This window comes from Luteimonas sp. WGS1318, from assembly GCF_043187535.1.
Taxonomy (GTDB): Bacteria; Pseudomonadota; Gammaproteobacteria; order Xanthomonadales; family Xanthomonadaceae; genus Luteimonas.
This window is the reverse complement of sequence record NZ_CP171131.1, coordinates 448083-473622: the sequence shown is the minus strand read 5'-3', so window position 1 is coordinate 473622 and position 25540 is coordinate 448083. Positions and strand designations below refer to the sequence as shown.

The 25540-nt window shown below is 68.8% G+C and carries 17 protein-coding genes; 13 read left to right on the top strand and 4 right to left on the bottom strand.

Going from position 1 to position 25540, the window contains the following annotated elements:
* The first annotated feature begins 85 nt into the window (after positions 1-85).
* Together hemF and ACF3M1_RS01990 are read left to right on the top strand one after the other, a co-directional pair.
* Entirely contained in the window at positions 86-997 is a 912-nt protein-coding gene (gene hemF, locus ACF3M1_RS01995; RefSeq protein WP_394003437.1) for an oxygen-dependent coproporphyrinogen oxidase, read from the top strand.
* Between the two features lie 20 nt (positions 998-1017).
* Positions 1018-1677, top strand: coding sequence for an RluA family pseudouridine synthase (locus ACF3M1_RS01990; RefSeq protein WP_394003435.1), 660 nt, complete (start codon positions 1018-1020; stop codon positions 1675-1677).
* A gap of 461 nt (positions 1678-2138) precedes the next feature.
* Here ACF3M1_RS01990 and polA read toward each other — a convergent pair whose 3' ends face one another.
* A complete protein-coding gene (polA, locus tag ACF3M1_RS01985) occupies positions 2139-4880 on the bottom strand; it encodes a DNA polymerase I (RefSeq protein ID WP_394003433.1) in 2742 nt (913 codons plus the stop codon).
* 162 nt (positions 4881-5042) lie between these two features.
* Between polA and ACF3M1_RS01980 the strand changes: the two genes are divergently transcribed.
* Positions 5043-5339: a DUF2782 domain-containing protein gene (locus ACF3M1_RS01980; protein ID WP_394003431.1), complete on the top strand. Its 297-nt coding sequence runs from the start codon at positions 5043-5045 to the stop codon at positions 5337-5339.
* A complete protein-coding gene (locus ACF3M1_RS01975; protein ID WP_394003429.1) occupies positions 5336-6403 on the top strand; it encodes an oxidoreductase in 1068 nt (355 codons plus the stop codon). Before ACF3M1_RS01980 ends, ACF3M1_RS01975 begins: the two co-directional genes overlap by 4 nt.
* Before the next feature lie 799 nt (positions 6404-7202).
* On the opposite strand, the gene ACF3M1_RS01970 is transcribed toward ACF3M1_RS01975, so the two are convergent.
* Positions 7203-9269 carry a S46 family peptidase gene (locus ACF3M1_RS01970; protein WP_394003427.1) on the bottom strand — a complete coding sequence of 689 codons (2067 nt, stop codon included), beginning with the start codon at positions 9267-9269 and terminating at the stop codon, positions 7203-7205.
* A gap of 184 nt (positions 9270-9453) precedes the next feature.
* Between ACF3M1_RS01970 and ACF3M1_RS01965 the strand changes: the two genes are divergently transcribed.
* Together ACF3M1_RS01965 and ACF3M1_RS01960 are read left to right on the top strand one after the other, a co-directional pair.
* Positions 9454-9699: a hypothetical protein gene (locus ACF3M1_RS01965; protein WP_394003425.1), complete on the top strand. Its 246-nt coding sequence runs from the start codon at positions 9454-9456 to the stop codon at positions 9697-9699.
* A gap of 87 nt (positions 9700-9786) precedes the next feature.
* A complete protein-coding gene (locus tag ACF3M1_RS01960; protein ID WP_394003423.1) occupies positions 9787-9966 on the top strand; it encodes a hypothetical protein in 180 nt (59 codons plus the stop codon).
* Between the two features lie 7 nt (positions 9967-9973).
* On the opposite strand, the gene ACF3M1_RS01955 is transcribed toward ACF3M1_RS01960, so the two are convergent.
* Positions 9974-10420 carry a universal stress protein gene (locus ACF3M1_RS01955; protein WP_394003421.1) on the bottom strand — a complete coding sequence of 149 codons (447 nt, stop codon included), beginning with the start codon at positions 10418-10420 and terminating at the stop codon, positions 9974-9976.
* A gap of 140 nt (positions 10421-10560) precedes the next feature.
* A complete protein-coding gene (gene uvrD, locus ACF3M1_RS01950; protein WP_394003419.1) occupies positions 10561-12750 on the bottom strand; it encodes a DNA helicase II in 2190 nt (729 codons plus the stop codon).
* Between the two features lie 315 nt (positions 12751-13065).
* Here uvrD and ACF3M1_RS01945 point away from each other — a divergent pair, with 315 nt between their 5' ends.
* From ACF3M1_RS01945 to ACF3M1_RS01915, 7 genes are all read left to right on the top strand, one after another.
* The gene (locus ACF3M1_RS01945) at positions 13066-15672 is read left to right on the top strand and encodes a TonB-dependent receptor (protein ID WP_394003417.1); all 2607 of its coding nucleotides are present in this window, start codon (positions 13066-13068) and stop codon (positions 15670-15672) included.
* Positions 15673-15767: 95 nt separating this feature from the next.
* Positions 15768-17078, top strand: coding sequence for a sugar MFS transporter (locus tag ACF3M1_RS01940; protein ID WP_394003415.1), 1311 nt, complete (start codon positions 15768-15770; stop codon positions 17076-17078).
* 486 nt (positions 17079-17564) lie between these two features.
* Positions 17565-20582, top strand: coding sequence for a TonB-dependent receptor (locus ACF3M1_RS01935; RefSeq protein WP_394003413.1), 3018 nt, complete (start codon positions 17565-17567; stop codon positions 20580-20582).
* An 85-nt stretch (positions 20583-20667) separates the two neighbouring features.
* A complete protein-coding gene (locus tag ACF3M1_RS01930) occupies positions 20668-22221 on the top strand; it encodes a tryptophan halogenase family protein (protein WP_394003411.1) in 1554 nt (517 codons plus the stop codon).
* Between the two features lie 9 nt (positions 22222-22230).
* Entirely contained in the window at positions 22231-22938 is a 708-nt protein-coding gene (locus ACF3M1_RS01925) for a SapC family protein (protein WP_394003409.1), read from the top strand.
* Positions 22925-23944, top strand: a complete 1020-nt coding sequence (locus ACF3M1_RS01920) for a cupin-like domain-containing protein (protein ID WP_394005148.1) — start codon at positions 22925-22927, stop codon at positions 23942-23944. Before ACF3M1_RS01925 ends, ACF3M1_RS01920 begins: the two co-directional genes overlap by 14 nt.
* A 10-nt stretch (positions 23945-23954) precedes the next feature.
* Positions 23955-25463: a tryptophan halogenase family protein gene (locus ACF3M1_RS01915; protein ID WP_394003407.1), complete on the top strand. Its 1509-nt coding sequence runs from the start codon at positions 23955-23957 to the stop codon at positions 25461-25463.
* Positions 25464-25540 lie beyond the last annotated feature (77 nt).

Here is a 25540-nt window from a genome sequence, read left to right as displayed (position 1 = left end):
CAATGCTCGCGCGCAAACGCGTGCCTGCACCGCGGCGACTGATCACGATCAATGTCGCCATGACCGCCCCGCCTACAATGGCGCCATGACCAATTTCGACAGCGTCCGCGCCTATCTGACCGGCCTCCAGGACCGGATCTGCCGCGACATCGAACAGGCCGACGGCCAGGCCCGTTTCACCGAAGACCTGTGGCAGCGCGCCGAAGGCGGCGGCGGCCGCACGCGCATCCTGCGCGATGGCGCGGTGTTCGAGCAGGCCGGCATCGGCTTCTCCGACGTCTCCGGCACCGCCCTGCCACCCTCGGCCAGCGCCAACCGGCCCGAGCTCGCCGGTGCGTCGTGGCGCGCCTGCGGTGTGTCGCTGGTGTTCCACCCCCGCAACCCCTACCTGCCGACCACGCACGCCAACGTGCGCCACTTCCATGCGGTGCGCGACGGCGAGACCGTCGCCTGGTGGTTCGGCGGCGGCTTCGACCTCACCCCGTTCTACCCGTTCGACGAGGACGTGCACCACTGGCACCGCACCGCCCGCGACCTGTGCGCGCCCTTCGGCGGCGAGGCCCGTTACGACGCCCACAAGCGTTGGTGCGACGACTATTTCTTCCTGCGTCACCGCAACGAGACCCGCGGCGTGGGCGGCCTGTTCTTCGATGATCTGCATGGCGACTTCGACACCGATTTCGCCTATCTGCGCGCGGTCGGCGACGGCTTCCTCGACGCCTACCTGCCGATCGTCGAGCGCCGCAAGGACATGCCATATGGCGAGCGCGAACGCGAATTCCAGCTGTATCGCCGCGGTCGCTATGTCGAATTCAACCTGGTCTACGACCGCGGCACGCTGTTCGGGCTGCAGTCCGGCGGCCGGGCCGAATCGATCCTGATGAGCCTGCCGCCACGCGTGCGCTGGGAATACGGCTACACGCCCGACGCCGGCAGCGACGAGGCGCGCCTGCTCGATTACCTGCGCCCGCGCGACTGGCTGTCCGAACCGGCCTGACCGTACCTGCAGCGACCGCCGTGCATCCCGATGTCGTCCCCGACTGCCTGCAGTGCCTGCACGCCGATGCGCAACTGCTCGCGTTCGACAAGCCGGCCGGTCTGCTGTCGGTGCCCGGCCGCGGCGCCGACAAGCAGGACAGTCTGGCGACCCGGGCGCTGGCGCACTGGCCCGACGCGCGCGTGGTGCACCGGCTGGACATGGCCACCTCCGGCGTCATCGTGCTGGCGCGCGGCCTGGAGATGCAGCGTGTGCTCAGCGCCGCGTTCGCCGAACGGCGTGTCGACAAACGCTACGAGGCCATCGTCGACGGCTGGCCGGAGGCGGACGGCGGCGACATCGATCTTGCCTTGGGTGCCGACTGGCCGAACCGCCCCCGGCAGCAGGTGGACCCGGTCATGGGCAAGCCCTCGCTCACCCGCTGGCGCGTCCTCGACCGCGGCCACGGGCCGGACGGCGCGCCGCGCGCGCGCCTGGCGCTGACGCCGGTGACCGGGCGCAGCCACCAGTTGCGGGTCCATCTGCAGGCCATCGGTCATCCGATCCTTGGCGATGCGCTCTACGCACCGCCTGCCGCTGCGGACGCGGCCCCGAGGCTGCTGCTGCACGCCGCGTCGCTCACGCTGCCGCATCCGCTCGACGCCCGGCCGCTGCGCCTGCACGCTGAATGTCCGTTCTGACGCCCCACGGGCCAGCGAGTCTGAAGACGCCGGCTCGCTCTGGATGACGATTTCCGGGCCGCCCGGTGTACCCGCGCGCCCGGATCGCGGACATAAAAAAGCCCCGTAGGCAGGGGGGGCCTACGGGGCTCGGGAACCAGGCGCGGGGAGACGCCTGTTGGTTCCGGTCGATCACTCCAGGGGAAGGGAGAGATCTGCGACAGACCTTGCATCTGTCGAGGGTTATGAAAGCACTCCGGGGATGGATGGTTCGTGAAGATTCCGGTTAATTTTCTGTTGGATTCAGGCCGCATTTACTCCGGCTGCCGCTGGCACCTCGGCGGCCCGCGAACCCCCTCAAACGGCAAAGTCCGACGGCGCTCCGGGACGCCCTGGCGGCACCCGATCCCTGCTCTTTTCGCAGGTCGATCGCGCGCGACGCGCTCTGCCCGGAGCGGCTGTGCCCGACGCGATCCCGGGGCTCAGTGGGCCTCGTCCCAGTTGTCGCCCACGCCGCTGTCGACGACCAGCGGCACCCGCAGATCGGCGGCCGCGGTCATCCGCGCGACGACCTCCGGCAGCAGCACGTCGACGAAGTCCGCATCCGCCTCGAAGACCAGTTCGTCGTGGACCTGCAGGATCATCTTCGCCCGGTCGGCGTGGTCGGCGATCCATCCGTCGATCGCGATCATCGCGCGCTTGATGATGTCGGCGGCGGTGCCCTGCATCGGCGCGTTGATCGCGGCGCGCTCGGCGCCCGCTCGCTGCTGGGCGTTGCCCTTCTGGATGAAATCCAGCGTGAGCCGGCGCCCGAACACGGTTTCGACATGGCCGCTCGCGCGGGCCTGCTCGCGGGTGCGGTCCATGAAGTCGCGCACGCCGGGGTACCGGGAGAAGTACAGCGCGATGTAGTCCTGGGCCTCGCCGCGGCCGATGCCGAGATTGCGCGCCAGGCCGAAGGCGCTCATGCCGTACATCAGGCCGAAGTTGATGGCTTTCGCGGCGCGGCGTTCGTTCGCGGTGACGTCCTCGAGCGCACGCCCGAACACCTCGGCCGCGGTCGCCCGGTGCACGTCGACGCCTGATTCGAACGCGCCGATCAGCCCCGGGTCCCCGGACAGGTGGGCCATGATCCGCAGCTCGATCTGCGAGTAATCGCAGGCCACGAGCTTGCGGCCCGGCGGCGCGACGAAGGCGCGGCGGATCCGGCGGCCGTCCTCGGTGCGGATCGGAATGTTCTGCAGGTTGGGGTCCGAGGACGACAGGCGTCCGGTCGCCGCGCCGGCCTGGTGGTAACTGGTGTGCACGCGGCCGGTATCGGGATTGATCATCTCCGGCAGCTTGTCGGTGTAGGTGCCGCGCAGCTTGGCGAGGCTGCGGTAGTCCAGGATCACCCGCGGCAGCTCGTGCTGGTCGGCGATCGCCTCGAGCGCCTCCTCGTTCGCGCTCGGCTGGCCCTTGGGCGTCTTGACTACGGCCGGCAGGCCCAGCTCGTCGAACAGCAGCGCGCAGACCTGCTTGGGCGAATCGAGATTGAAGGTGCGCCCGGCGAGTTCGGTCGCCTTCTGCTGCGCGGCGAGCATGCGCCGCGACAGATCGGCGCTCTGCCGACGCAGTTCGTCGATGTCGACGCGGACGCCGTTGGCCTCGATCCGGGCCAGCACCGGCACCAGCGGCATCTCGATGTCGGTGTAGACCCGCGCGAGCCCGGCATCGGCCTCGATCCGCGGCTTCAGCACCCGGTGCAGGCGCAGGGTGATGTCGGCATCCTCGGCGGCGTAGCGCGTCGCGTCGTCGATGGCGACCTGCGCGAACGAGATCTGCTTGGCGCCCTTGCCGGCGACGTCCTCGAACTTGATCGTCTCCATGCCGAGGTGGCGCCGGGCCAGCGAATCCATGTCGTGACGGGCGATGCCGGCGTCGAGCACAAAGCTCTCGAGCAGGGTGTCGTCGGCATAGCCCTGCACGTCGACGCCGTGGCGCCGCAGCACGTGGATGTCGTACTTGCCGTGCTGGCCGAGCTTGCGCCGGGTGGGGTCTTCGAGCAGCGGGCGCAGGGCCGCGAGCACGAGCTCGCGGTCGAGCTGCGCGGGCGCGCCGGGGTAATCGTGGCCGACCGGGATGTAGGCTGCGCGCCCCGGCTCCACCGCGACGCTCAGGCCGACGAGGCCGGACCGCATCGCGTCCAGCGCGTCGGTCTCGGTGTCGAACGCGAACTCGTCGGCCGCCTGCAGCTGCGCGATCCACCCATCGAGCTGCTCGCGCGTGAGCACGGTTTCGTAGTCGCCCGGGACGGTCAGCGCCGGGTCCAGCGACGCGGGCGCGACCGGCGGCTCGGCGGCCGATGCCGCGCCCGTCGCCGGGGCGGCAACACCGCCGCCGGCCTCGAGATCACGCAGCGCCTGGGTGAAGCCGTAGCGCGCGTACAGCACGCGCAGCGCATCGGCATCGCAGGCGCGCAGCACCAGCGTGTCGGGGCCGCCATCGAGCGGCACGTCGATCCGGATCGTCGCCAGGTCCCGGCTCAGCGGCAGCTGGTCCAGCGCCGCGCGCAGGTTGTCGCCAATCTTGCCCTTGATGCCGGCGGCGCCGGCGATCACGCCGTCCAGCGATTCGTATTCCGCCAGCCATTTGGCGGCAGTCTTGGGCCCGCACTTGGGCACGCCCGGAATGTTGTCGACGCTGTCGCCCATCAGCGCCAGCATGTCGATGATCTGGTCGGGGCGGACGCCGAACTTGTCCATCACCGCGGCTTCGCTGTCCATGCGGCTGCCGCTCATCGTGTTGACCAGGGCGATGCCGGGCCGCACGAGCTGGGCGAAATCCTTGTCGCCGGTGGAAATGGTGACCTCGATGCCGGCCTCGCTGCCCTGCACCGCCAGCGTGCCGATCACGTCGTCCGCCTCGACACCCGGCACGCGCAGGATCGGGAAGCCCAGCGCCTCGACGATCGCGCACATCGGCTCGACCTGGGCACGCAGGTCGTCCGGCATCGGCGGCCGGTTGGCCTTGTACTCGGCGTAGAGATCGTCGCGGAACGTGCGCCCGGGTGCGTCGACGACGAAGGCGGCGTAGTCGGGCGCCTCCTTGAGCGTGGCACGCAGCATGTTGACCACGCCGAACAGCGCGCCGGTGGGCTCACCGTCGTCATTGGACAGCGGCGGCAGCGCATGGAAGGCGCGGTAGAGGTAGGAGGAACCGTCGATCAGGACTAGGCGTTTCATCCGTGGATTCTACCGCCGCGCCGGTGACGCCCCGGCGCGCAGCCGCCGTTCCCGACCGCGCCGCGCCTGCGCGGCCGTCCCCCCGTGCCGGCCCGGGACTGCGTGCACGGCAGCCTGCCGTGCCCGGTCGCATACTGGCCCCCCGCCCGCAGGAGTTCCGCCATGTCCGCCCCGCGCACTGCCCTGATCCTCGCCGCCCTGCTGGGCCTGTCCGCCTGCGCGACCACCGGCGACGGCATGTCACCCGACGGTATTCCGGCCGATGCGGTGGAAACCACCCGCACCGAAGCCAACGGCGACCGCATCACCGAGTTCCGCGTCGGCGGCCAGCTGCGCGCGGTGCGTGTCTCGCCGTCGCGCGGCGTCACCTATTACCTGTACGACCGCGATGGCGACGGCAGCATCGACAGCGATCGCGACAGCGTGCCGCAGACCTACTTCAAACTCTTCAGCTGGTGAGCCGGCCGCTGCAGCTCGCCCTGGTCGGCTACGGGCTGGCGGGGCGGGTGTTCCATGCCCCGCTGATCGCCGCGACGCCGGGCCTGGCGCTGCACACGGTGGTCTCCAGCGACGCACGCAAGGTCCATGCGGATCTGCCCGGGGTGCGTGTGGCCGCCGACGCGCAGGCGGCGTTCGCCGATCCGGCGATCGACCTCGTCGTGATCGCCTCGCCCAATGCCACGCACGCGCCGCTGGCGACCGCGGCGCTGCAGGCGGGCCGGCATGTGGTCGTCGACAAGCCGTTCGCGATCGATCTGAGCGAGGCGCGTGCTGTCGCGGAGACGGCACGGGCGAGTGGACGGCTGCTCGCCGTGTTCCACAACCGGCGCTGGGATGCCGATTTCCTCGCGCTGCGCGCCCTGCTCGACGCCGGCGCGCTGGGCGAGATCGCCGAGATGCATTCGCATTTCGACCGGTTCCGGCCGACGGTGCCGGACCGCTGGCGCGAGCGCGCCGGCCCGGGCGCCGGGCTGTGGCTCGATCTCGGCCCGCATCTGGTCGACCAGGCGCTTCAGCTGTTCGGACGTCCTGATGCGGTGCAGGCCGACATCGCGATCCAGCGTGATGGCGCCGAGGCCGACGATTTCTTCCACGTCGTGCTGCGCTACCCGCGGCTGCGTGTGGTGCTGCACGCCGGCGCATTGGTCCCCGGCGCGGGCCTGCGCTTCGCCGTGCACGGCACCGGCGGCAGCTGGTTCAAGCATGGGCTCGATCCGCAGGAGGCCGCGCTGCGGGCGGGCGGGAGGCCGGGCGCCGACGGCTGGGGCGTGGACCCTGCGCCGGGGCGACGGCTGCGTGTGGACGCCGACGGCACGGTGCGTGACGCGCCATCACCGGAGCCTGCGGGTGATTACCGCGCGTTCTACACCGGCATCCGCGATGCGATCCGCGACTGCGTGGCGCCACCGGTCACCGTCGACGAGGCGCTCGATGTCATGCGTGTGCTGCAGGCCGGCATCGACAGCGCCAGGAGCGGGCGCGTGGTGGCCCCCGCGTCATTGAACGCCGAGGCGCGGGCTTAGCGCCTGCCTGCGGGATCCGCGTTGCGGCTTGCCATTGTGTTTGGCGCGCGCGCCGCGTGGCTGTGATCACCAGTCCGAAACGGACTGCATCCGACGCGTGTCACGCATGCGGCGCGACCGGTTCCGCATCCTGTAGGAGCGCGCTCGCGCGCGAAGGGACATTCCCGGTCGAACTTCATCGCGCGCAAGCGCGCTCCTACACGAGCAGGTGCGGCTGAACACGACGGGTCGCGCGCGTTTTGCGATGCCGGAGCCGGGCCTTGTCCGGCGCAGCGTCGCCGTCCTCCGTTCACGCCGCGGGAGCGCGCTTGCGCGCGAACGGGCGTTCCCGGTCGAGCCTCATCGCGCGCAAGCGCGCTCCTACACGAGCGGGTGCGGCTGAACACGACGGGTCGCGCGCGTTTTGCGGTGCCGGAGCCGGGTCCTGTCCGGCGCAGCGGCGACGCCCTCCGTTCACGCCGCGGGACGGCGCTGGCGCGCGAACGGACGTTCCCGGTCGAGCCGCATCGCGCGCGAGCGCGCTCCTACAGGGGATCGAGAGCCGAGAGGCGCGACCAGGCGTGCATTTGCGGCGACGCGAGGGACAATGAACAGCTGAGCCGCGACGCCCTACGTTCACGCCGTGGGACCGCGCTGGCGCGCGAACGGGCGCTCCCGGTCGAGCCTCATCGCGCGCGAGCGCGCTCCTACAGAACGGGCGAATCCGGATAGCCGGACGCGCCGCCAACGCAGCGCACGCCGATACGCGAACGGCGCCCGGATGCGGGGCGCCGTTCGTGACTTCGACAGCGCGCGACGTTTACTTCTGCAGCAGTTCACCCACCAGCGCATCGGCGCCGTAGACCGACTTCAGCGATTCGATGATCGCCGCGCTGTGCACCGACACCGTGCGGTTGAGCTTCGGGTCGTACCAGAAGTTGCCGCCCAGCGAGTGGATGTTGCCGTCGAACGCGAGGCCGACGACCTGCGCATCGCGGTTGATCACCGGGCTGCCGGAATTGCCGCCGATGATGTCGTTGGTGCTGACGAAATTGAAGCGTGTGTCCTGTGCGATGCGGCCTTGCGCGTCCAGCCAGCGCTTCGGCAGCGCATACGGCTCGGCGCCGGTGTTGCGTGCGAACACGCCGCCCATTGTCGTGAACGGTTCGATCGCCTTGCCGTTTTCTTCCCAGCCGGCGACATCGCCGTAGGACAGGCGCAGGGTGAACGTCGCGTCCGGGTAGACCGTGGTACCGAGCTTGTCGAAGCGCACCTTGGCGATCTGCGTGGCCGCGCGCGATTCGATCGATGCGACCTCCGATTCCTGCCGCTGACGGACCGCACGCGCCGACGCATCGACCGCGCGGGCCAGACGGATGAAGGGATCGTCGGACGCGTCCACCGCCGCGGCACCGCCGGTCCACAGACGCTCGCGTTCGGCGACGTCGGCGAGCGTCGACCCCTCGACCAGGGCCTTGGCGAGCTGCGCCGGCGACTGCGTGCCGAGGACGGACTTCACCAGCGGATCGTCGGTGCCCAGCAGTTCGCGGAACTTGGTCAGCGACCAGGTCAGCTTGGCGATCTCGAACTCCGGATACACCGGCGCCGAACTCAGCAGCGTCTGGCGCAGGCGGCCCTGGCCGGCGTCCTGGAACTCGGGCAGACGCGCGTCGTTGGGCTTCGCGCGCTCCGCGCCGCCGCGCACAAGGGTGCGGGCGATGCCGAACAGGCGCGAGTCGAAGCCGCGGCCCTGCTCGAGCAGCATGTAGGGCACGGCGAGCTGACGCGCCGTGACCTGGGCCGCTTCCACCTCATTCCACGGCGTCGCGTCCACGCCGTCGCGCAGCCGCGCTTCCTCGGCACGCTTGCCGGCGAACACCTGCGGATCGAGCAGCGCCTGCAGCTGCCCACGCACCACCTTGTAGCTGTTGTCGGTGAAGGTGAGATCCGACTGCGCCTGGCGCGTGGCCTCGTCGCTGATGCGGCCGTACTGGCCGAGCATCGCGCGACGCTCGGCCAGCCACAGCAGGGTGTTGATCAGGCTGACGTCACGCACCGTTTCCAGCTGGGCGACCGTGAGCTGGCGCTGGGTGCGGCCGGGATGGCCGGTGACCATGACCAGCTCGCCGGCTTCCGCGCCTTCGGGCTTCAGCGTGAAGTGGTGTTCGACGTTCGCCGGCTTGCCGTCCTCGTAGGCACGCAGCAGCGCGGCGTCGAGGTTGTAGCGCGGGAAATTGAAATTGTCGGGATCGCCGCCGAAGAAGCCGACCGAATATTCGGGCGTGAACACCAGGCGCACATCGGAATAGCGGTGGTAGCGGTAGAGATGCTGCTGGCCGCCGTTGTAGAGCTCGACGACGTCGCACCGCGTCTTCGCCTCGTCGTCGCCGACGCATTCCGATTCGATGCGGCTCTTCTCGGCGTTGCGCGCCTCCACGTAGGCCTGGCCCTGCTTGCCGTCGACCGCCGCGCTCACGCGCCCGCTGACGTCGGTGATCGCGCGCAGCACGTTGAGCTCCTCGGCCGGACACTGCAGCTCCTCACCGCGTGCATCGGCGACGAAGCCGTCGTTCTGCAGATCGCGCTCGGGCGACGACAGCCCTTGCACGCAGCCGACGACGCAATGCGCATTGGTCAGCACCAGCCCGTCGGGCGAAACGAACGAACCCGAGCAGCCACCGGCGAGGCGCACCGACGACTGCATCGCATGGTCCACCCAGGCCTGATCGGGCGAGAAGCCGTACTGCGACTGCAGCGCGGCCTTGGGCAGGTTGTCGAGCGTCCACATGCCTTCGGCGGCGTGGGCGGAGGCGACCGTCACCAGGGCACCGGTCAGCGCGAGGAAGGAGGCGCGCGAACCGCGCGACGTCGGGAAGCGGATGAGCATGCGGCACCCTGGAAGCACTACCGGCCGGCGGCCGTGGACCCTGAAGCCTAATGCGCCGCGGCGCGGTGCGCGCGGGCAGAAGGTCACGGCGCCGCGCGTTGGCCGGCCAAACCGCATTCACGTAGGATGCGGCCGACCAGTGCGGCCGGCCGAGGCCTGCCGCCCGGCCGGAATCGAGGATCGAATGACCACTTCAGACCGACGCCGCCCAGCGCCCCCGGACGACGCCAGCCTCCGCGCAGGCCTGACCCGCGAGCAGACCGCCGCCATCGCCACCCTGGAACAACTGGGCTGGACGCTGCAGTTCGTGCGCCGCCCGCTGTTCAAGGACCCGGTCCCCGTGCTCTTCCAGAAAGGCGGCGAGCGCTGGATCGCCGTCGAAGGCGATGGCCGGCTCGACGAGAATCCGGCCTTCGCGATTCGCGAATAGGCCGCTCCCGTGGGCGGCCATGAATACGCGCCGCCCTCACGGTGGCCCGGCTAGGCTCCGCGGCGTCGCCCACCCTGGAGTCATCCGATGTCCTCGTTCGCCCTGTATCTCTTCGGCATGCTGGTGCTGATCGGCGGCCTCGCCTACGGCGCCCACCTGGCCGGTCTGGCCCCGCAGTGGATCGCGGTCGGCGTGATCGTCCTCCTCGGCCTCGGCATCGTGAAGGCCGTGGCCCGCACCCGCCGCCCGGATCCGCCGGCGCACTGAGCCGCGCTCAACGCACGATCAGTACCGGGCGTTCGCTGCGCGCCACGACCGACCGGGTCTGGCTGCCGAGAAGCAGCCGGCCCAGTCCGCGCCGGCCGTGCGACGCCATGACCACCAGATCGACGTCGCGCGCTTCGGCGGTATCGAGGATCGCGTCGGCCGGAGGCCGCTCCGGCACGAAGACCGTCTGCACCGCGACGCCACGCGCCTCCCCGATGGCCGCGACGGCGGCGAGCACCTCATCGGCGCGGGTCTTCGCCGCGGCGCGGTAATCGGCGAGGAAGTCGTCGAAGCCCACCAGACCCGACGGATCGGTCAATGCGGTATTCCAGGGCTCGGACACGGTGATCGCAACCAGGGAAGCCCCCAGCCCCGCCGCCAGCGCCACCGCGTGCTCGACACCCCGGGCGGCAAGATCGGACCCGTCGGTGGCCACCAGAATCGACCGGTACATGGCGCAACCGCCTGTGGACGGAGGCCCAGTCTAGGCGCCATCCGGCGCGGGAACGCGGCGGATCGCGGCGGACCGACGGACGGCGTGCGCCGCACGGCCGGACTCCGTCACGAGGCCCGCCACCCAGCCGCAGGCCCGGATCAGGCGGGTTGCAGGTTGGCGTAGGCCAGCACGAGCCACTTGCTGCCGGCGTCGTCGAAATTGACCTGCACGCGTGCGTGCGGACCGTCGCCTTCGATATCGATCACCGTGCCGGCGCCGAACTTGGCATGGGCCACGGTCTGGCCGATCTGCACGCCCACCGACGGCGCCAGACTGGCGTGACCGTAGACCGGGCGCTGACGGGGCGGGAACGCGGCGCGCGGCGCCTGCACCTTCGGCCGCACTTCGCGCAGCAGCGCCGGCGGAATCTCGCGCAGGAACCGCGACGGCACGCCGAACATGTCCTGCCCGTGCAGGCGTCGCGCTTCGGCGTAGGTGAGCACCAGCATCTGCCGCGCGCGGGTGATCCCGACGTAGGCCAGCCGGCGCTCCTCCTCGAGCCGCCCGCTTTCTTCTGCGGTGCGGGCGCTCGGAAACAGGCCTTCTTCCAGGCCCACGAGGAACACCAGCGGGAACTCCAGGCCCTTGGCGCTGTGCAGGGTCATCAGCTGCACGCCGTCCTCGCCGGCCTGCGCCTGGCCCTCGCCGGCCTCCAGCGCGGCATAGGCCAGGAACGCGACGAGCTCGGTGAGCTGCGCGCTTTCCTCGTCGTCGCCGCGCACGAAGCGCGAGGCCACCGACACCAGTTCGTCGAGGTTCTCGACCCGCGAATCCGCGCTGCCCTTGGACTCGTTGGCGTAGTGCACGCGCAGGTTGGACCGCGCCAGCACGTGATCGATCTTATCCTTGAGCGGCAGCTCGGCGGTTTCCGCGGTCAGCGTGTCGATCAACTGGGCGAACGCCGCCAGCGCATTGCGCGCGCGGCCGGCCAGCACGTTGCCCTGGGCATTGCGGATCGCCGCTTCCCACAAGGGAATGCCGTGCTCGCGCGCGGTGCGGCGCACCTCGTCCAGGGTGCGCTCGCCGATGCCACGCGGTGGCGTGTTGACCGCACGCTCGAACGCCGCGTCGTCGTCGCGGTTGGCGACCAGGCGCAGATACGCCAGCGTGTCCTTGATTTCGGCGCGCTCGAAGAAGCGCACGCCGCCGTAGACGCGGTACGGCACCTGCTCGGCGACCAGTTGCTCCTCGAGCGCACGCGACTGGGCGTTGCTTCGGTAGAGGATCGCGATCTCGCCGTGGCTGCCGCCATCACGCACCCACTGCAGCGCGCGTTCGACGACGTAGCGCGCCTCGTCGATCTCGTTGTAGGCGGCGTAGAGATCGATCGGATCGCCCTCGCCGCTGTCGGTCCACAGCTGCTTGCCGAGGCGCTCGGGGTTGTGCGCGATCACCGCGTTCGCCGCGCCGAGGATATTGGCCGTGGAGCGGTAGTTCTGCTCCAGGCGGATCGTCTCGGCGCCGGCGTAGTCATTGAGGAAGCGCTGGACGTTCTCGACCTTCGCCCCGCGCCAGCCGTAGATCGCCTGGTCGTCGTCGCCGACCACGAACACCTTGCCCGCGTCCGCGCCGTCGCCGGCCAGCACGCGCACGAACGCGTACTGGATGGCATTGGTGTCCTGGAACTCGTCGACCAGCAGGTGGCCGAAGCGCCGGCGGTAATGGGTGAGCAGGGCCGGCGTGTCGCGCAGCAGCTCGTGCGCGCGCAACAGGATCTCGGCGAAGTCCACCAGCCCGGCGCGGTCGCAGCGCTCCTGGTACAGCGCGTAGGCCTTGAGCATCGCCCCCGACCACTCGTCGCCCGCGTCCTGGATGTGCTGGGGCCGGCGGCCCTCGTCCTTCTGCGCGTTGATCCACCACGCGATCTGCCGCGGCGGGAAGCGCGCATCGTCGAGTTCGAGCTGCTGCACCACCCGCTTGACCAGACGCAGCTGGTCGTCGCTGTCGAGGATCTGGAAGCCCTCGGGCAGCTTCGCGTCCTGCCAGTGCAGGCGCAGCAGCCGGTGGGCGAGACCGTGGAAGGTGCCGATCCACATGCCGCGCGCGCCGTTGCGCAGCTGCGCATCGACGCGATGGCGCATTTCCGCCGCCGCCTTATTGGTGAAGGTGACCGCGAAAATCCCGTGCGCGGGCACGCCGAGCACCTCGTTGAGCCAGGCGATGCGGTGGGTCAGCACGCGTGTTTTGCCGCTGCCGGCACCGGCCAGCACGAGGTAGTGGGAATCAGGGGCGGAAACGGCTTGGCGCTGGCCCGGGTTCAGCCCGTCGAGCAGGTGCGAGACATCCATCGGCACATTCTACGCGTGGCCCCGTCGCGGCAGCCGCGACACACGGACCCGGCCGAGCCCATTCATCGATGCGGAGCCGGCGCACGGCCATGGTGCACCGCGCAAGAACCACGCGGTCTTCGAACGAAAGAATCTTGCGCGCGCGGGTCTGCACGTCGATACACGCCGGCAAAATTGACAGCGTTGTCAGCGCCCCTGTAAAAGCGGTCCCTCTTCGTCGCCCCCAGAGGCGGCACTTTCAGACCCTGGGGAGGGACGATGCAGTTTTCGACACCGCTACCACACACACTGAGCCGCGCGATCGCGGCAGCTCTGATGATCGCCGCACTGCCCGCGGCCGCGCAGGAACGCGCACCGACCGACGCCGATACCGACGCCGCGCGCACGCTGGACGCGGTGATCGTCACCGTCGAGCGTCGCGAGCAGGACCTGCAGAAATACGCCGGCACCGCGCAGGCGATCACCGCCGAAGACGCGCGGGCGCTGGGCATCAACAACGAACTGCGCAACATCCAGGCGCTGGTGCCGGGCCTGAGCATGTCCAACCAGGAAGGCAACCTGGAGATCTTCATTCGCGGCGTGGGCTCGGCCAACAACACCGAGCTGGGCGACCCGGGCGCTGCACCGCACATCAACGGCGCCTACATCGCACGCCCGCGTGGCCTGGGCGGCATGTTCTACGACATCGAGCGCGTGGAGATCAACAAGGGCCCGCAGGGCACGCTGCGCGGTCGCAACGCCCTCGCCGGCTCGCTCAACATCGTCACCAAGCGGCCCGATCTCGAGGACTTCGGCGGCTACGTGCAACTGGAAGCGGGCAACCGTGATCACCAGGCCGGCGAGTTCGCGATCAACCTGCCGCTCGGTGGCTGGGCGGCGCTGCGCTTCGCCGGGTATTCGGTGGAGAAGGACAGCTCGTTCCGGAATGCGGGGGATCCGCGCCTCGATCCGGCCGGCATCCAGGACGAAAAGGGCGGCCGCGTGTCGTTCCTGTACCAGCCCGACGACAAGCTGAGCGTGTTCGCGATGGCGGACATGGGCAAGGAAGGCGGCACCGGCTATCCGGGCGCCAACATCTGGAGCGCGGCCTGCGGCAGCGCCGACCCCGACACCTGCCCCGACAGCCCGGGCCTGGCGCCCGAGGATCTCGATCTCCGCAACGTCGTCTATCGCGGCGCCCAGGGCACACTCGACAGCACCAACTGGGGCGCGATGGCGAACGTGAGCTACGACTTCGGCCCGATCGTCGCCGAGTACAACACCAGCTATCGCGATGTGGACTACCGCCAGACCAACGCCGCCAGCGAAGGCATCCTGTGGCCGGGCCGCGATGTCAGCGCGCGCGGGCCGGGCAATCCGGAGGGGTTCGACTACGACAATTTCTCCACCCAGTACTGGCAGACGCTGTCGCAGGCGACCACGCACGAACTGCGGCTGTCTTCGTCGGGGGACGGGCGCTTCCAGTGGACCGGCGGCGCATTCCACTTCAACGAGGACCAGCAGGTCGGTTATCTGTCACTGACCGACAAGGGCACCTGGTTCTCGGGCACCGAATTCACGATGCCGCGCGTCAATGGCCGCTCCACCGCGCTGTTCGCCGACGGCACCTTCGAGGTCAACGACCGCACTCGCCTGAAGGCCGGCGTACGCCGTACGCGTGAAGCCAAGTCGCGCTACGGCATCGGCGGCAACTGGGCGCTGGGCCTGCCGGGCCAGGGCGGTGATTTCGCCACGCGGCTGGGCACCGAGGGTTTCGCGCCTGCGTTTCTCAAGCGCCCGAACTTCGACGTGACCGGCCTGACCTCGCAGGCGGACATGGCCCGCTTCCTGCTCGAGGGCATCCTGCGCGAAGGCCAACGTGACACGATCGGCCAGCAGATCGGCGATGTCGCCAACGGCGGCGCATTCGGCTGCGTCGACCGGCCCGACATCGGCGGCGACACCATCGACTGCCCGTACGAGTCATGGGTGCAGGTCAACTCGATCCCCTCGCAGCAGTTCGGCGAGAGCCGCTTCCAGTTCAACGACTGGCGCACCGGCGTGGAGTTCGATCTCACCGACGACCACATGCTCTATGCCACCGTCTCCACCGGTCACAAGTCGGGCGGCTTCAACGACACCTTCGATGTCAATGTGATCCCGGAGGCCTTCAGCCCCGAGTCGATCAAGGCCTACGAGATCGGCAGCAAGATGAGCCACCGCTGGTTCGGTCGTCCGGGCACGTTCAACGTCAGCGCGTTCTATTACGACTACACCGACCAGGTGTTCCAGGACCTGACGGTGATCTCGCTCAATAACGATGGTGAGCCGGCCGGCTACTCGCTGGTGAACCGCAATATCGGCCGTTCGGCGATCTACGGTATCGAGGCCGAGAGCGTCACGCGTTTCGGTGCGGGCTTCATGCTGCACCTCAACGCGCTCGCGCTCGACAGCGAGATCAAGGAAGGCATCGTCGGCGACGCACGCAGCCAGAACTACGGCGCCGGCGGCGTGACGTCGCTGATCGATCTCACCGGCAACGAACTGCCGCTGGCGTCGCGCTTCACCGGCAACGTGCGTCTGCAGCAGTTCAGCGAACTGCCGTTCGGCTCGCTCGACTGGCAGTTGCTGGCGTCCTACCGCTCGGCGTACTACCTCACCCAGTACAACAACCGGGATGTGGTGTACGTCGACGAGGCCCAGGATTTCGTGCGTCAGGAAACCGCGGCCGAGGCCGGCTTCCCGGATCGCCAGCGCGGCGAGGTCACGCTCAATGCCGGCATCGGGCTGACGTCGCTGGACGGACGTTGGCGCTACGAGCTGTTCGGCAGCAACCTGCTCAACAACGACGTCTCGCAGAAGGCGCTCGTCGGGTCGCGGCTCAACATCCGCTTCCTCAACGACGCCCGCGCCTACGGCCTGCGGGTGCGCTACCAGTTCTGATGCCGTCACGGGCGCCCCGCGCGTGACCGGCCGGTCGCGCGCGGGGCGTCTCACGTCGCTCCCCCTGCGGTCTCCAGCGGCCCGAGGATTCTTCGATGCACACCACACCCCGCACCATGTCCAATCCTGCCGCGATCGCGGTGGTGAGCCTGATCTTCTTCACCTGGGGCGGGCTGACCAGCCTCAACGACGTGTTGATTCCGCACCTCAAAGCCGTGTTCTCGATGAGCTACACGCAGACGATGCTGATCCAGTTCACGTTCTTCGGTGCGTATTTCCTGATGTCGATGCCGGCCGGCGCCGTCGTCGCACGTGTGGGCTACAAGGCGGGCATCGTCATCGGCCTGGTGATCGCGTCGATCGGCGCGGCGATGTTCTATCCGGCCGCGCGGCTGCCGTCGTACCCGGTCTTCCTGACCGCACTGTTCGTGCTGGCCAGCGGCATCACCCTGCTGCAGGTCGCGGCCAATCCCTACATCAGCCTGCTGGGCCGGCCCGAGACCTCGCACAGCCGGCTCAACCTGGCGCAGGCACTGAATTCGCTGGGCACGACGGTCTTTCCGCTGGTGATCGGCCCGCTGATCCTGGTCGGTGCGGTGCTCGGCGTCGACGAGATCGCGGCGATGGGCGCGGCCGAACAGGCGGCGTATCGCGCGGCCGAAGCGCAGTCGGTCGAGATGCCTTACCTGCTGCTCTCCGGCGGTCTGCTGGTGCTGGCGGTGTTCGTGCTGCTGATGCGCATTCCGTCGCTGCGCGAGGCCACCGAGGCCAGTCCGGCGGTGCACCACACCTACATCGAGGCGATGCGCCAGCCGCACCTGCGCTGGGGCGTGTTCGGCATCTTCGCCTACGTCGGCGCCGAGGTCGCGATCGGCAGCTTCCTGATCAACTACATGGCCGAGCCCGAGATCGGCGGCCTGAGCGAGGCGTCCGCTTCGCGCTTCCTCGCGTTCTACTGGGGCGGCGCGATGGTGGGCCGCTTCATCGGCGCCGCGCTGATGACCCGCATCGACGCGCGTCGGCTGCTGGCCTTTGCCGGTGCGATGGTCTGCGTGCTGCTGGTGATCACGATGAGCACCACGGGCCAGGTGGCGATGTGGAGCGCGCTGGCGATCGGCCTGTTCAACTCGATCATGTTCCCGACCATCTTTACCACCGCGATCGAGCGCCTCGGCACGCTGACCAGCAAGGCCTCGAGCCTGCTGGTGATGGGCATCGTCGGCGGCGCACTGGTGCCGCTGGCGCAGGGCGCGCTGGCCGACCGCATCGGCATCCAGCACGCGTTCGTGGTACCGCTGGTCTGCTACGTCTACATCATCTGGTACGGCCTGCGCGGCTCGCGCCTGCCGATCCATACGCTGCCTGCCGGCGAGGTCACGGCGCCGCGACCGGGCGCGATGCACTGAGTCGTCGCACCGTCACGCATGATCCGACCCGCCCTGCCGGGGCGGGCCGGCAGGGCGCAAGACTCGCAGCGTTTCGTATGGGAAACGCCGCGAGCGTGGCGCTCACGATGGAAGGCCCGGGCACGGGTGCGCCCGAAACGCGCGGATCGAAATAGATGGCGAGACAAGACGCGCGTCGTTGATCGGGGTCATCGACCGACAGCGGCACGCGCGCGCCGCAGACCGGGCACCGCCTTGCCTGCGGCCCGCCTCCGTCCATCCCGCGAACGACCAGATGGCATCGATCACGCCCGGGCCAGCCTCATGCGCAGGGCGGTCGCAAGCCTCATCCATGGCGAGGTTGCCCCTCCATACCCCTGCCATTGGTCGCGGTTGACAACGCTGTCAGGTTCCCCTCCAATGCAGCCGTCAAACACCGTCCGGCGTGAACGCGGTCGCGACACCAACAACAAAATCTCGTGTGATCCCTTGGGAGGGGGACGATCCATGAACCGACTGCGTGCCGTTCCGAAACAGCGGCTGTTGACCTCTGCATTGCTGCTCGCCATTGCCTCACCGGCCATGGCCCAGGTCGCCGAGCCCGTTACATCGCCCGATGCCACCGAACTCGATACGGTCACGGTGACCGGTATCCGCGGCAGCCTCGAATCCTCGATGAACCTCAAGCGCGATGCCCGCGGCATCGTCGACGGCATCATTGCCGAGGACATCGGCAAGTTCCCCGATACCAATCTGGCCGAATCGCTGCAGCGCATCTCGGGTGTGTCGATCGACCGCTCCGCGATCGGCGAAGGCTCGCGTGTGACGGTGCGTGGCGTCGGCCCCGACTTCAACCTGGTCCTGCTCAACGGCCGCCAGATGCCGGCATCGAGCAACGGTGACGGCAGCACGGTGTCGAACTCGCGTGCGTTCGACTTCGCCAACATCGCATCCGAAGCGATTTCCGCCGTCGAGGTCTACAAGAGCGGTCGCGCCGAAACGCCGACCGGCGGCATCGGCGCGACGATCAACGTCAAGACGGCCCGTCCGCTGGATGTCCCCGGCTTCCGCGCGAACGTCGGCATCAAGGGCGTGCACGACACGTCGCTCGACAACCTGCCCGACTCGTACAAGGGCAGCTCGGTCACGCCGGAAGTCTCGGGCATCTTCAGCACCACCACCGCCGACGGCCGCTTCGGCATCGCGGTGACCGGCAGCTATCAGGAGCGCGACCTCGGCTACAACCAGGTGTCCGTGCCGGGTGGCTGGCGCGGCTTCCGTGGTGACGAGGAGAACTGGGGTGCGATTCCGCAGCCCGGCGCGCCCGGCTCGGAGAACATCGTCAACCGGCCTGGTCCGGACGATGTCTACTCGGTGCCGCAGAACCTCAACTACGCCGTCACCGGCGTGCAGCGCCAGCGCACCAATGGCCAGGTCGTGCTGCAGTGGGCGCCGACCGACACCATCACGACGACGCTCGACTACACCTACTCCGAGAACAAGATCCAGCAACAACGCAACGACATGTCGGTCTGGTTCAACTACGGGCCGTCGAGCTCGTCGTGGACCGACGGCCCGGTCGCGGCGCCGTTGCTCTACAGCGAGATCCTGCCCTTCACCTGCGACGCCAACAGCGTGTGCCGCGGCGCGGATCTCGCGATGGGTGGCGCGGACATCGCCAACCGCAACGAGAACAAGTCGATCGGCTTCAACGTCGAGTGGGAAGCCACGGACCGGCTCGGCTTCGAGCTCGACGTGCACAAGTCGACCGCCGAAACCAGCCCCGACAGCCCCTACGGCTCGGGCGGCACCCTCGGCACCGCAGCCTTCATCCGCGGCAACACCACGGCCGATTTCAGCGGCGATTTCCCGATCCTCACCGTGCAGTATCCGCCGGGCTACACCGGCCCGCGCGCGTCCGACATGCTGGTCACCGGCTCGGTGTTCCATCGCAGCTACATGAAGTCGGAGATCGAGCAGGTCCAGGCCCGCGGCAATTTCCAGTTCGGCGACTACTCGCGCCTCGACTTCGGTGTCTCGGCGACCGAGGCCAACAACCGCACCGCCTACGGCAACGTGCAGCGCGACAACACCTGGGGCGGCGCGGAAGGCAGCGCGGAGGACTATCCCGACAACATCTGGATTCCGGCGAACATGGGGCGCTATTTCGGATCGTTCGCGGGCAGCGGCAACCCCGCGTTCACCGACGACTTCTTCCTGTTCGACTTCCGCACCGTGCGCGATCTCGCGGCACAGTTCGCCGGCGACGAATCGCTGTATCTCGCACCCGCGGAATACAACACCGACCGGCGCGTCACCGAGAAGTCGAGGAGCGCCTACATCCAGGTCAGCTCGACCTGGGACATCGGCATCCCGCTCAACGCGGCCGCCGGCGTGCGCTACGAGAAGACCGACGTGACCTCCTCGGCACTCGTGCCGGTGGCGACGGCGCTGCTGTGGGAGTCGAACAACGAGATCGGCATCCAGCGCGAGGGCTCGGACTTCACCACGCTCTATGGTGACTACGCCCACTGGTTGCCGAGCATCGACGTCAGTGCCGAACTGACCGACGCGCTGATCCTGCGCAGCAGCTACAGCCGCACCATCGGACGCCCGGGCTGGGGCGACATCCAGGGCGGCCAGACGCTCAACGAGCCCGTCCGCGTCGACGGCGGCACCGGACAGCAGGGCAACCCGGGCCTGGAGCCGCTGAAGGCCGACAACTTCGACCTGTCGCTCGAGTGGTACTACGCCGAGGCGAGCTATCTCTCGGTCGGCTACTTCCAGAAGAACATCTCGAACTACATCGGCACGACGATCATCCAGGCCACGCCGTTCGACCTGACCACGCCGATCGGCGGCGCGTACTGGAATGCCGCCGTCGCCAACGCGTGTCCGACGACCGACCTGACCTGTATCCGCAACTACATCTTCACCAACTTCAACGGTCAGCCGGGCGTGACCCGGACCGGCTCCGATGCGGGCGGCAATGCGATCGGCACGATCACCGGCGTGCCCGGCGACCCGATCGCGAATTTCCGCATCACGACGCCGGCCAACACCGGCTCCTCGAAGCTGGACGGCCTCGAACTGAACCTGCAGCACGTCTTCGGGCAGAGCGGGTTCGGCCTGGCGGCGAACTACACCTACGTCGACAGTCCGAACCTCAACTACGACAACACCGATCTGGGCGGCCAGTTCGCGCTGATCGGGCTCAGCGATTCGGCCAATCTGGTGCTGTTCTACGACAAGGGCCCGTGGCAGGCCCGCGCGGCCTACAACTGGCGCGACCGGTTCCTCTCGAGCGGTTTCGACAGCGAACGACCCAACCCGGTGTATGTCGAGGAGTACGGTCAGCTCGATGTCAGCGTCGGCTACAAGGTCAGCGACCGGCTGACCCTCCAGGCCGAAGCCATCAACGTCACCGACGAGACCCAGCGCACCCACGGCCGCAACGGACGTCAGCTGCTGTACGGCACCCAGACCGGTCCGCGCTACATGTTCGGCGCGCGCTACACGTTCTGATCGGACACACCTCCGGCGTCGCGGCCATGTGCCGCGGCGCCGGGTTGGTGCATCCTGCCCGATCGAGCACTGGGAGCCTCCCGCGTTGAACGGTCCTGTCCGCCATGTCGTCGTCCTCGGAGGCGGCTCCGCCGGCTGGTTGACGGCCGCCTTGCTCGCCGCCGACCACGACAGCGCATCGGCCTCCGGCCTGCGCGTGACCCTGGTCGAATCGCCGGACGTGCCGACCATCGGCGTCGGCGAAGGCACCTGGCCGACCATGCGCGACACCTTGCGTCGCATCGGCGTCTCGGAAACCGACTTCGTGCGCGCCTGCGATGCGACCTTCAAGCAGGGTTCGAAGTTCGTGCGCTGGACCCGGGACCATGCCGACGACCACTACCACCATCCGTTCGTGCTGCCGCAGGGCTACCACGATGCGGATCTCGTCGCCGGCTGGCTGCGCCGCGGTGACACACCCTTCGACCGGCTGGTGAGCTTCCAGCCGCCGCTGTGCGATGCCGGGCGCGCACCCAAGCAGTTCGGCACGCCCGAGTACGCCGCGGTCGCCAACTACGCATATCACCTGGATGCGGCGAAGCTCGGCCTGTTCCTGCGCGCGCACTGCACGGAACGGCTCGGGGTCCGGCTGGTCTCCGACCATGTCGACGGCATCGACGTCCATGACAACGGCGACATCGCCGCACTGCGCACGCGCGCGCACGGCGCGATCGACGGCGATCTGTTCGTCGACTGCACCGGCATGCGCGCGCTGCTGATCGGCCAGCACTACGGCATCGACAAGACGCCCTGCGGCGACGTGCTGTTCAACGACCGCGCGCTTGCGCTGCAGGTGCGCTATCCGGAGGCCGACACGCCGATCGCCTGCCAGACCGTGTCGACCGCGCAGGCCAACGGCTGGATCTGGGACATCGGCCTGTCGGCGCGACGCGGTGTGGGCCATGTGTATTCCAGCGCGCATACCGATGCCGACGCGATCGAGGCCACGCTGCAGCGCTACATCAGCGAGACCGGCGGAGCGGACTGCGAGATCATCGCCCGCCAGTCACTGTCGTTCGAACCCGGCTACCGGCGCCGCAGCTGGCACCGCAACTGCGTGGCGATCGGGCTTTCCAGCGGCTTCGTCGAACCGCTGGAGGCGTCCTCGCTGGTGCTGGTGGAACTGGCCGCGACGATGCTCAGCGACCAGCTGCCGGCGACGCGCGACACGATGGACGTCGTGGCCGCACGCTTCAACGACACGTTCGCCTATCGCTGGGAACGCGTGATCGAATTCCTCAAGCTGCACTACGTGCTGTCCCATCGCGACGACAGCGCGTACTGGCGCGACCATCGCGATGCCGCGTCCATGCCGGTGCGACTCGGCGAGCTGCTGGCGCTGTGGCGGCACCAGTCGCCGTCGCGATACGACCTGCCGCGGGTGGACGAGGTGTTTCCCTCCGCTAGCTGGCAGTACATTCTCTACGGCATGGGATTCCGGCCGGACACCCGCGCCACCACGCGGCGCGCATCCGATGCGGGTCGCGCCGAAGCGGCATTCCGCGAAGCGTCCGATCTCGCGCGCAAGATGATTGCGGCACTGCCCAGCCACCGCGAACTGATCGACCACATCCACACCCGGGGCCTGTCCCCCGTCTAGGCGAGCCCGATGTCCAGGACCGTGCAACTCAACAACGTCGACCACAGGGATCTGCGCGTCGACACCCACCGCAGTGCAGCGCTCGGCGACGACGTGATGTGGGCGATCACGTTTCCCGCGGAATTCCGCAACGTGCAGGCGCACTATCCGATCGTGTTCGGCAAATCGGCCGACGGCGAGTTCCAGCCGCTGGCGCTGTTCGGCTTCACCGACCGGCAGAACCTGTTCCTCGACGGCGAGCGCTGGGACGCGACCTATATTCCGCTGACGGTCGAACGCCAGCCGTTCCTGATCGGCCGGTCCGCCGACGAGATGCTGATGCACATCGATCTCGACCATCCGCGCGTCGGCACCACGCACGGTGAAGCCCTGTTCCTGCCGCACGGTGGCACGAGCGCGTATGTCGAACACGCGAGCTCGCTCCTCAACACCATCCACCAGGGCCTGCAGGGCACCGCGCCGTTCGTGGCCGCGCTGCTCCAGCACGATCTGCTCGAGCCCTTCGTGCTCGACATCCGGCTCGACGACGGGTCCGACAATCGCCTGTCGGGCTACTACACGATCAACGAGGACCGCCTGCGCCAGCTCGACGGCGAGGCGTTCGCGGCGCTGGGCTGCGCCGGCCATCTGGAAGCCGTCTACATGATGCTGGCGTCCGTTGTGCGATTCCGCGACCTGATCGAGCGGGTGAACCGTGCCGGCGCTGCAGGTCGATAAGCGCATCCCGGAACTGTCGGGGATCGATCCCCGCGCGATTCCGGAGACCGTGCTGCGCTCGGAGACGCCGCTGGTGCTGCGCGGGCTGCTGTCCGAGTGGCCTGTCGTGCAGGCGGCGCGGACGTCGGCCGACGCGGTCGCGCAGTATCTGCACCGCTTCGAACGCGTGGATGGCCCGCCGGTCGTCGCGACGGTCGGCCCGCCGGAGATCGACGGCCGCTTCTTTTACGACGACACCCTGCAGGACTTCAACTTCCGCCGCGAGAACGTGCCGCTCGGTGTCGCGCTGAAAACGCTGCTCAAGTACGCACCCGATCCCGCGCCGCCAGCGATCTACATCGGCTCGACCACCATCGACACCTGGCTGCCGGGCTTCCGCGCCGAGAACGATCTGCCGCTCGGCGGGCGCGATGCGCTGGCCAGCATCTGGATCGGCAACCGCACGCGGATCGCCGCGCACCAGGACCTGCCCGACAACCTCGCCTGCGTGGTCGCAGGCACGCGGCGCGCGACGCTGTTTCCGCCGCAGCAACTCGACAACCTCTACATCGGCCCGCTCGATGTCACCCCGGCCGGCCAGGCCGTGAGCCTGATCGATTTCGCCGACGTCGACCACGCGCGCTTTCCGCGTTTCGCACAGGCGCAGGCGCAGGCCCAGTGCGCCGATCTCGAAGCTGGGGACGCGCTGTTCATTCCCAGCATGTGGTGGCACCACATGGAAGCGCAGACGCCGTTCAACGTGCTGGTGAACTACTGGTGGCGGCAGGCGCCCGCGTGGGCGACCACGCCGATGGACGCGTTGATGCACGCGATCGTGAGCATCCGCGACCTGCCGGCTGCCGAGCGCGCGATCTGGCACGACGTCTTCCGCCATTACGTCTTCGACTACGACGAGGACACCGTCGCCGGCCACGTGCCGGCTCCGGCGCGCGGCGCATTGGCCCCGCTCGACGAGGCGCGCGCGCGCGCCATCCGCGCACGCCTGCGCAAGCGCCTGGACCGCTAGGAGACACGCCATGCACGTTGCATCGACCGACCCGGGCCAGGCGCCCATCCGCCGCGTCGTCATCGCCGGCGGTGGCACCGCGGGCTGGATGGCCGCGGCCGCCCTGTCGCGCACCCTGGGCAAGGTGCTCGAGATCACGCTGGTGGAGTCGGACGAGATCGGCACGATCGGTGTCGGTGAAGCGACGATCCCGACATTGATGACGTTCCATCGTCTGCTCGGCATCGGCGAGCAGGAGTTCATGGCGCAGACCCAGGCCACGATCAAACTCGGCATCAACTTCGAGAACTGGCGCGACGTCGGCCAGGACTACTTCCACTCCTTCGGCCTGACCGGCACCGACCACTGGACGGCCGGCTTCCAGCACTTCTGGATGCGCGGCCGCGAACGCGGCCTGGCGAGCGCCTACGACGACTACTGCCTGGAACTGAAGGCGGCGCTCGATGGACGCTTCGCCCATCTGCCCAAGCGCAAGCTCAACTACGCCTACCACCTCGACGCGACGCTGTATGCGCGCTACCTGCGGCGTTTCAGCGAGGCCAATGGCGCGCGTCGCGTCGAGGGCAAGATCTCGCAGGTGACCACCGATCCCGACTCCGGCTGCATCACCGCGCTGCAGCTCGAGAACGGCACGCGCGTCGAAGGCGATTTCTTCATCGACTGCACGGGCTTTCGTGCGCTGTTGATCGAGAAGACGCTCGGCGTCGGATTCGACGACTGGTCGCACTGGCTGTTCAACGACCGCGCATTCGCGGTGCCCACGGCCACCGTGCGCGACGCGGTGCCCTACACGCGAGCCATCGCCGGTCCCGCGGGCTGGCAGTGGCGCATTCCGCTGCAGCATCGCGTGGGCAACGGCATCGTCTATTCGAGCCGCTACATGGACGACGACCAGGCCCGCGACACGCTGCTGTCGAGCATCGACGGCGCGCCACTGCGCGATCCGTTCCCGGTGCGCTTCCGCCCCGGTCAGCGCATGCGCTGCTGGGAGAAGAACTGCGTGGCGCTGGGGCTGTCGGCGAGCTTCATCGAACCGCTGGAATCCACGACGATCCACCTGATCCAGCGCGGCATCATCCACCTGATGCAGACCTTCCCGCGCACGCTGTGCCAGCCGGACATCGACCAGTACAACATGCGCATGGCCGACGAGCTGCAGCATGCGCGCGACTTCGTGATCCTGCACTTCAACGTCACCGACCGCCAGGACACGCCGTACTGGCGTGACTGCAAGGCGATGCCGATCCCCGATTCGCTGCGCCACCGCATCGAGCTGTTCCGCGAAACCGGGCGGGTCTTCCACGTGCCGACGGAGCTGTTCGCGGAGAACTCGTGGATCCAGGTGATGATGGGCCAGGGCATCTACCCCAGGGAATACCACCGGTCCGCGGACCTGATGGGCGATGCCGAACTCAAGGGCTTCCTCGACGGCATCCGCCAGGACGTGGACCGCACGCTGCGCCAGTTGCCGCCGCACATGGAGTACGTGCGCAGTTACGCACCCGCCACGCCCGCTTGACGCTCCGGGCGCGCACGCTCGCAATCCGCACCTGCCGGGACCCATGCTGATCCGCCTTCGATGGCCGCAGCCGGAGC

Excerpts from the sequence above, each read along its gene's own strand:
- ACF3M1_RS01935 (WP_394003413.1), top strand. The coding sequence starts at position 17,565 with ATGAACCGACTGCGTGCCGTTCCGAAACAGCGGCTGTTGACCTCTGCA.
- ACF3M1_RS01960 (WP_394003423.1), top strand. The coding sequence starts at position 9,787 with ATGTCCTCGTTCGCCCTGTATCTCTTCGGCATGCTGGTGCTGATCGGC.
- ACF3M1_RS01965 (WP_394003425.1), top strand. The coding sequence starts at position 9,454 with ATGACCACTTCAGACCGACGCCGCCCAGCGCCCCCGGACGACGCCAGC.
- hemF (WP_394003437.1), top strand. The coding sequence starts at position 86 with ATGACCAATTTCGACAGCGTCCGCGCCTATCTGACCGGCCTCCAGGAC.
- ACF3M1_RS01940 (WP_394003415.1), top strand. The coding sequence starts at position 15,768 with ATGCACACCACACCCCGCACCATGTCCAATCCTGCCGCGATCGCGGTG.
- ACF3M1_RS01945 (WP_394003417.1), top strand. The coding sequence starts at position 13,066 with ATGATCGCCGCACTGCCCGCGGCCGCGCAGGAACGCGCACCGACCGAC.
- uvrD (WP_394003419.1), bottom strand. The coding sequence starts at position 12,750 with ATGGATGTCTCGCACCTGCTCGACGGGCTGAACCCGGGCCAGCGCCAA.
- ACF3M1_RS01970 (WP_394003427.1), bottom strand. The coding sequence starts at position 9,269 with ATGCTCATCCGCTTCCCGACGTCGCGCGGTTCGCGCGCCTCCTTCCTC.
- ACF3M1_RS01980 (WP_394003431.1), top strand. The coding sequence starts at position 5,043 with ATGTCCGCCCCGCGCACTGCCCTGATCCTCGCCGCCCTGCTGGGCCTG.
- ACF3M1_RS01915 (WP_394003407.1), top strand. The coding sequence starts at position 23,955 with ATGCACGTTGCATCGACCGACCCGGGCCAGGCGCCCATCCGCCGCGTC.
- polA (WP_394003433.1), bottom strand. The coding sequence starts at position 4,880 with ATGAAACGCCTAGTCCTGATCGACGGTTCCTCCTACCTCTACCGCGCC.
- ACF3M1_RS01925 (WP_394003409.1), top strand. The coding sequence starts at position 22,231 with ATGTCCAGGACCGTGCAACTCAACAACGTCGACCACAGGGATCTGCGC.
- ACF3M1_RS01955 (WP_394003421.1), bottom strand. The coding sequence starts at position 10,420 with ATGTACCGGTCGATTCTGGTGGCCACCGACGGGTCCGATCTTGCCGCC.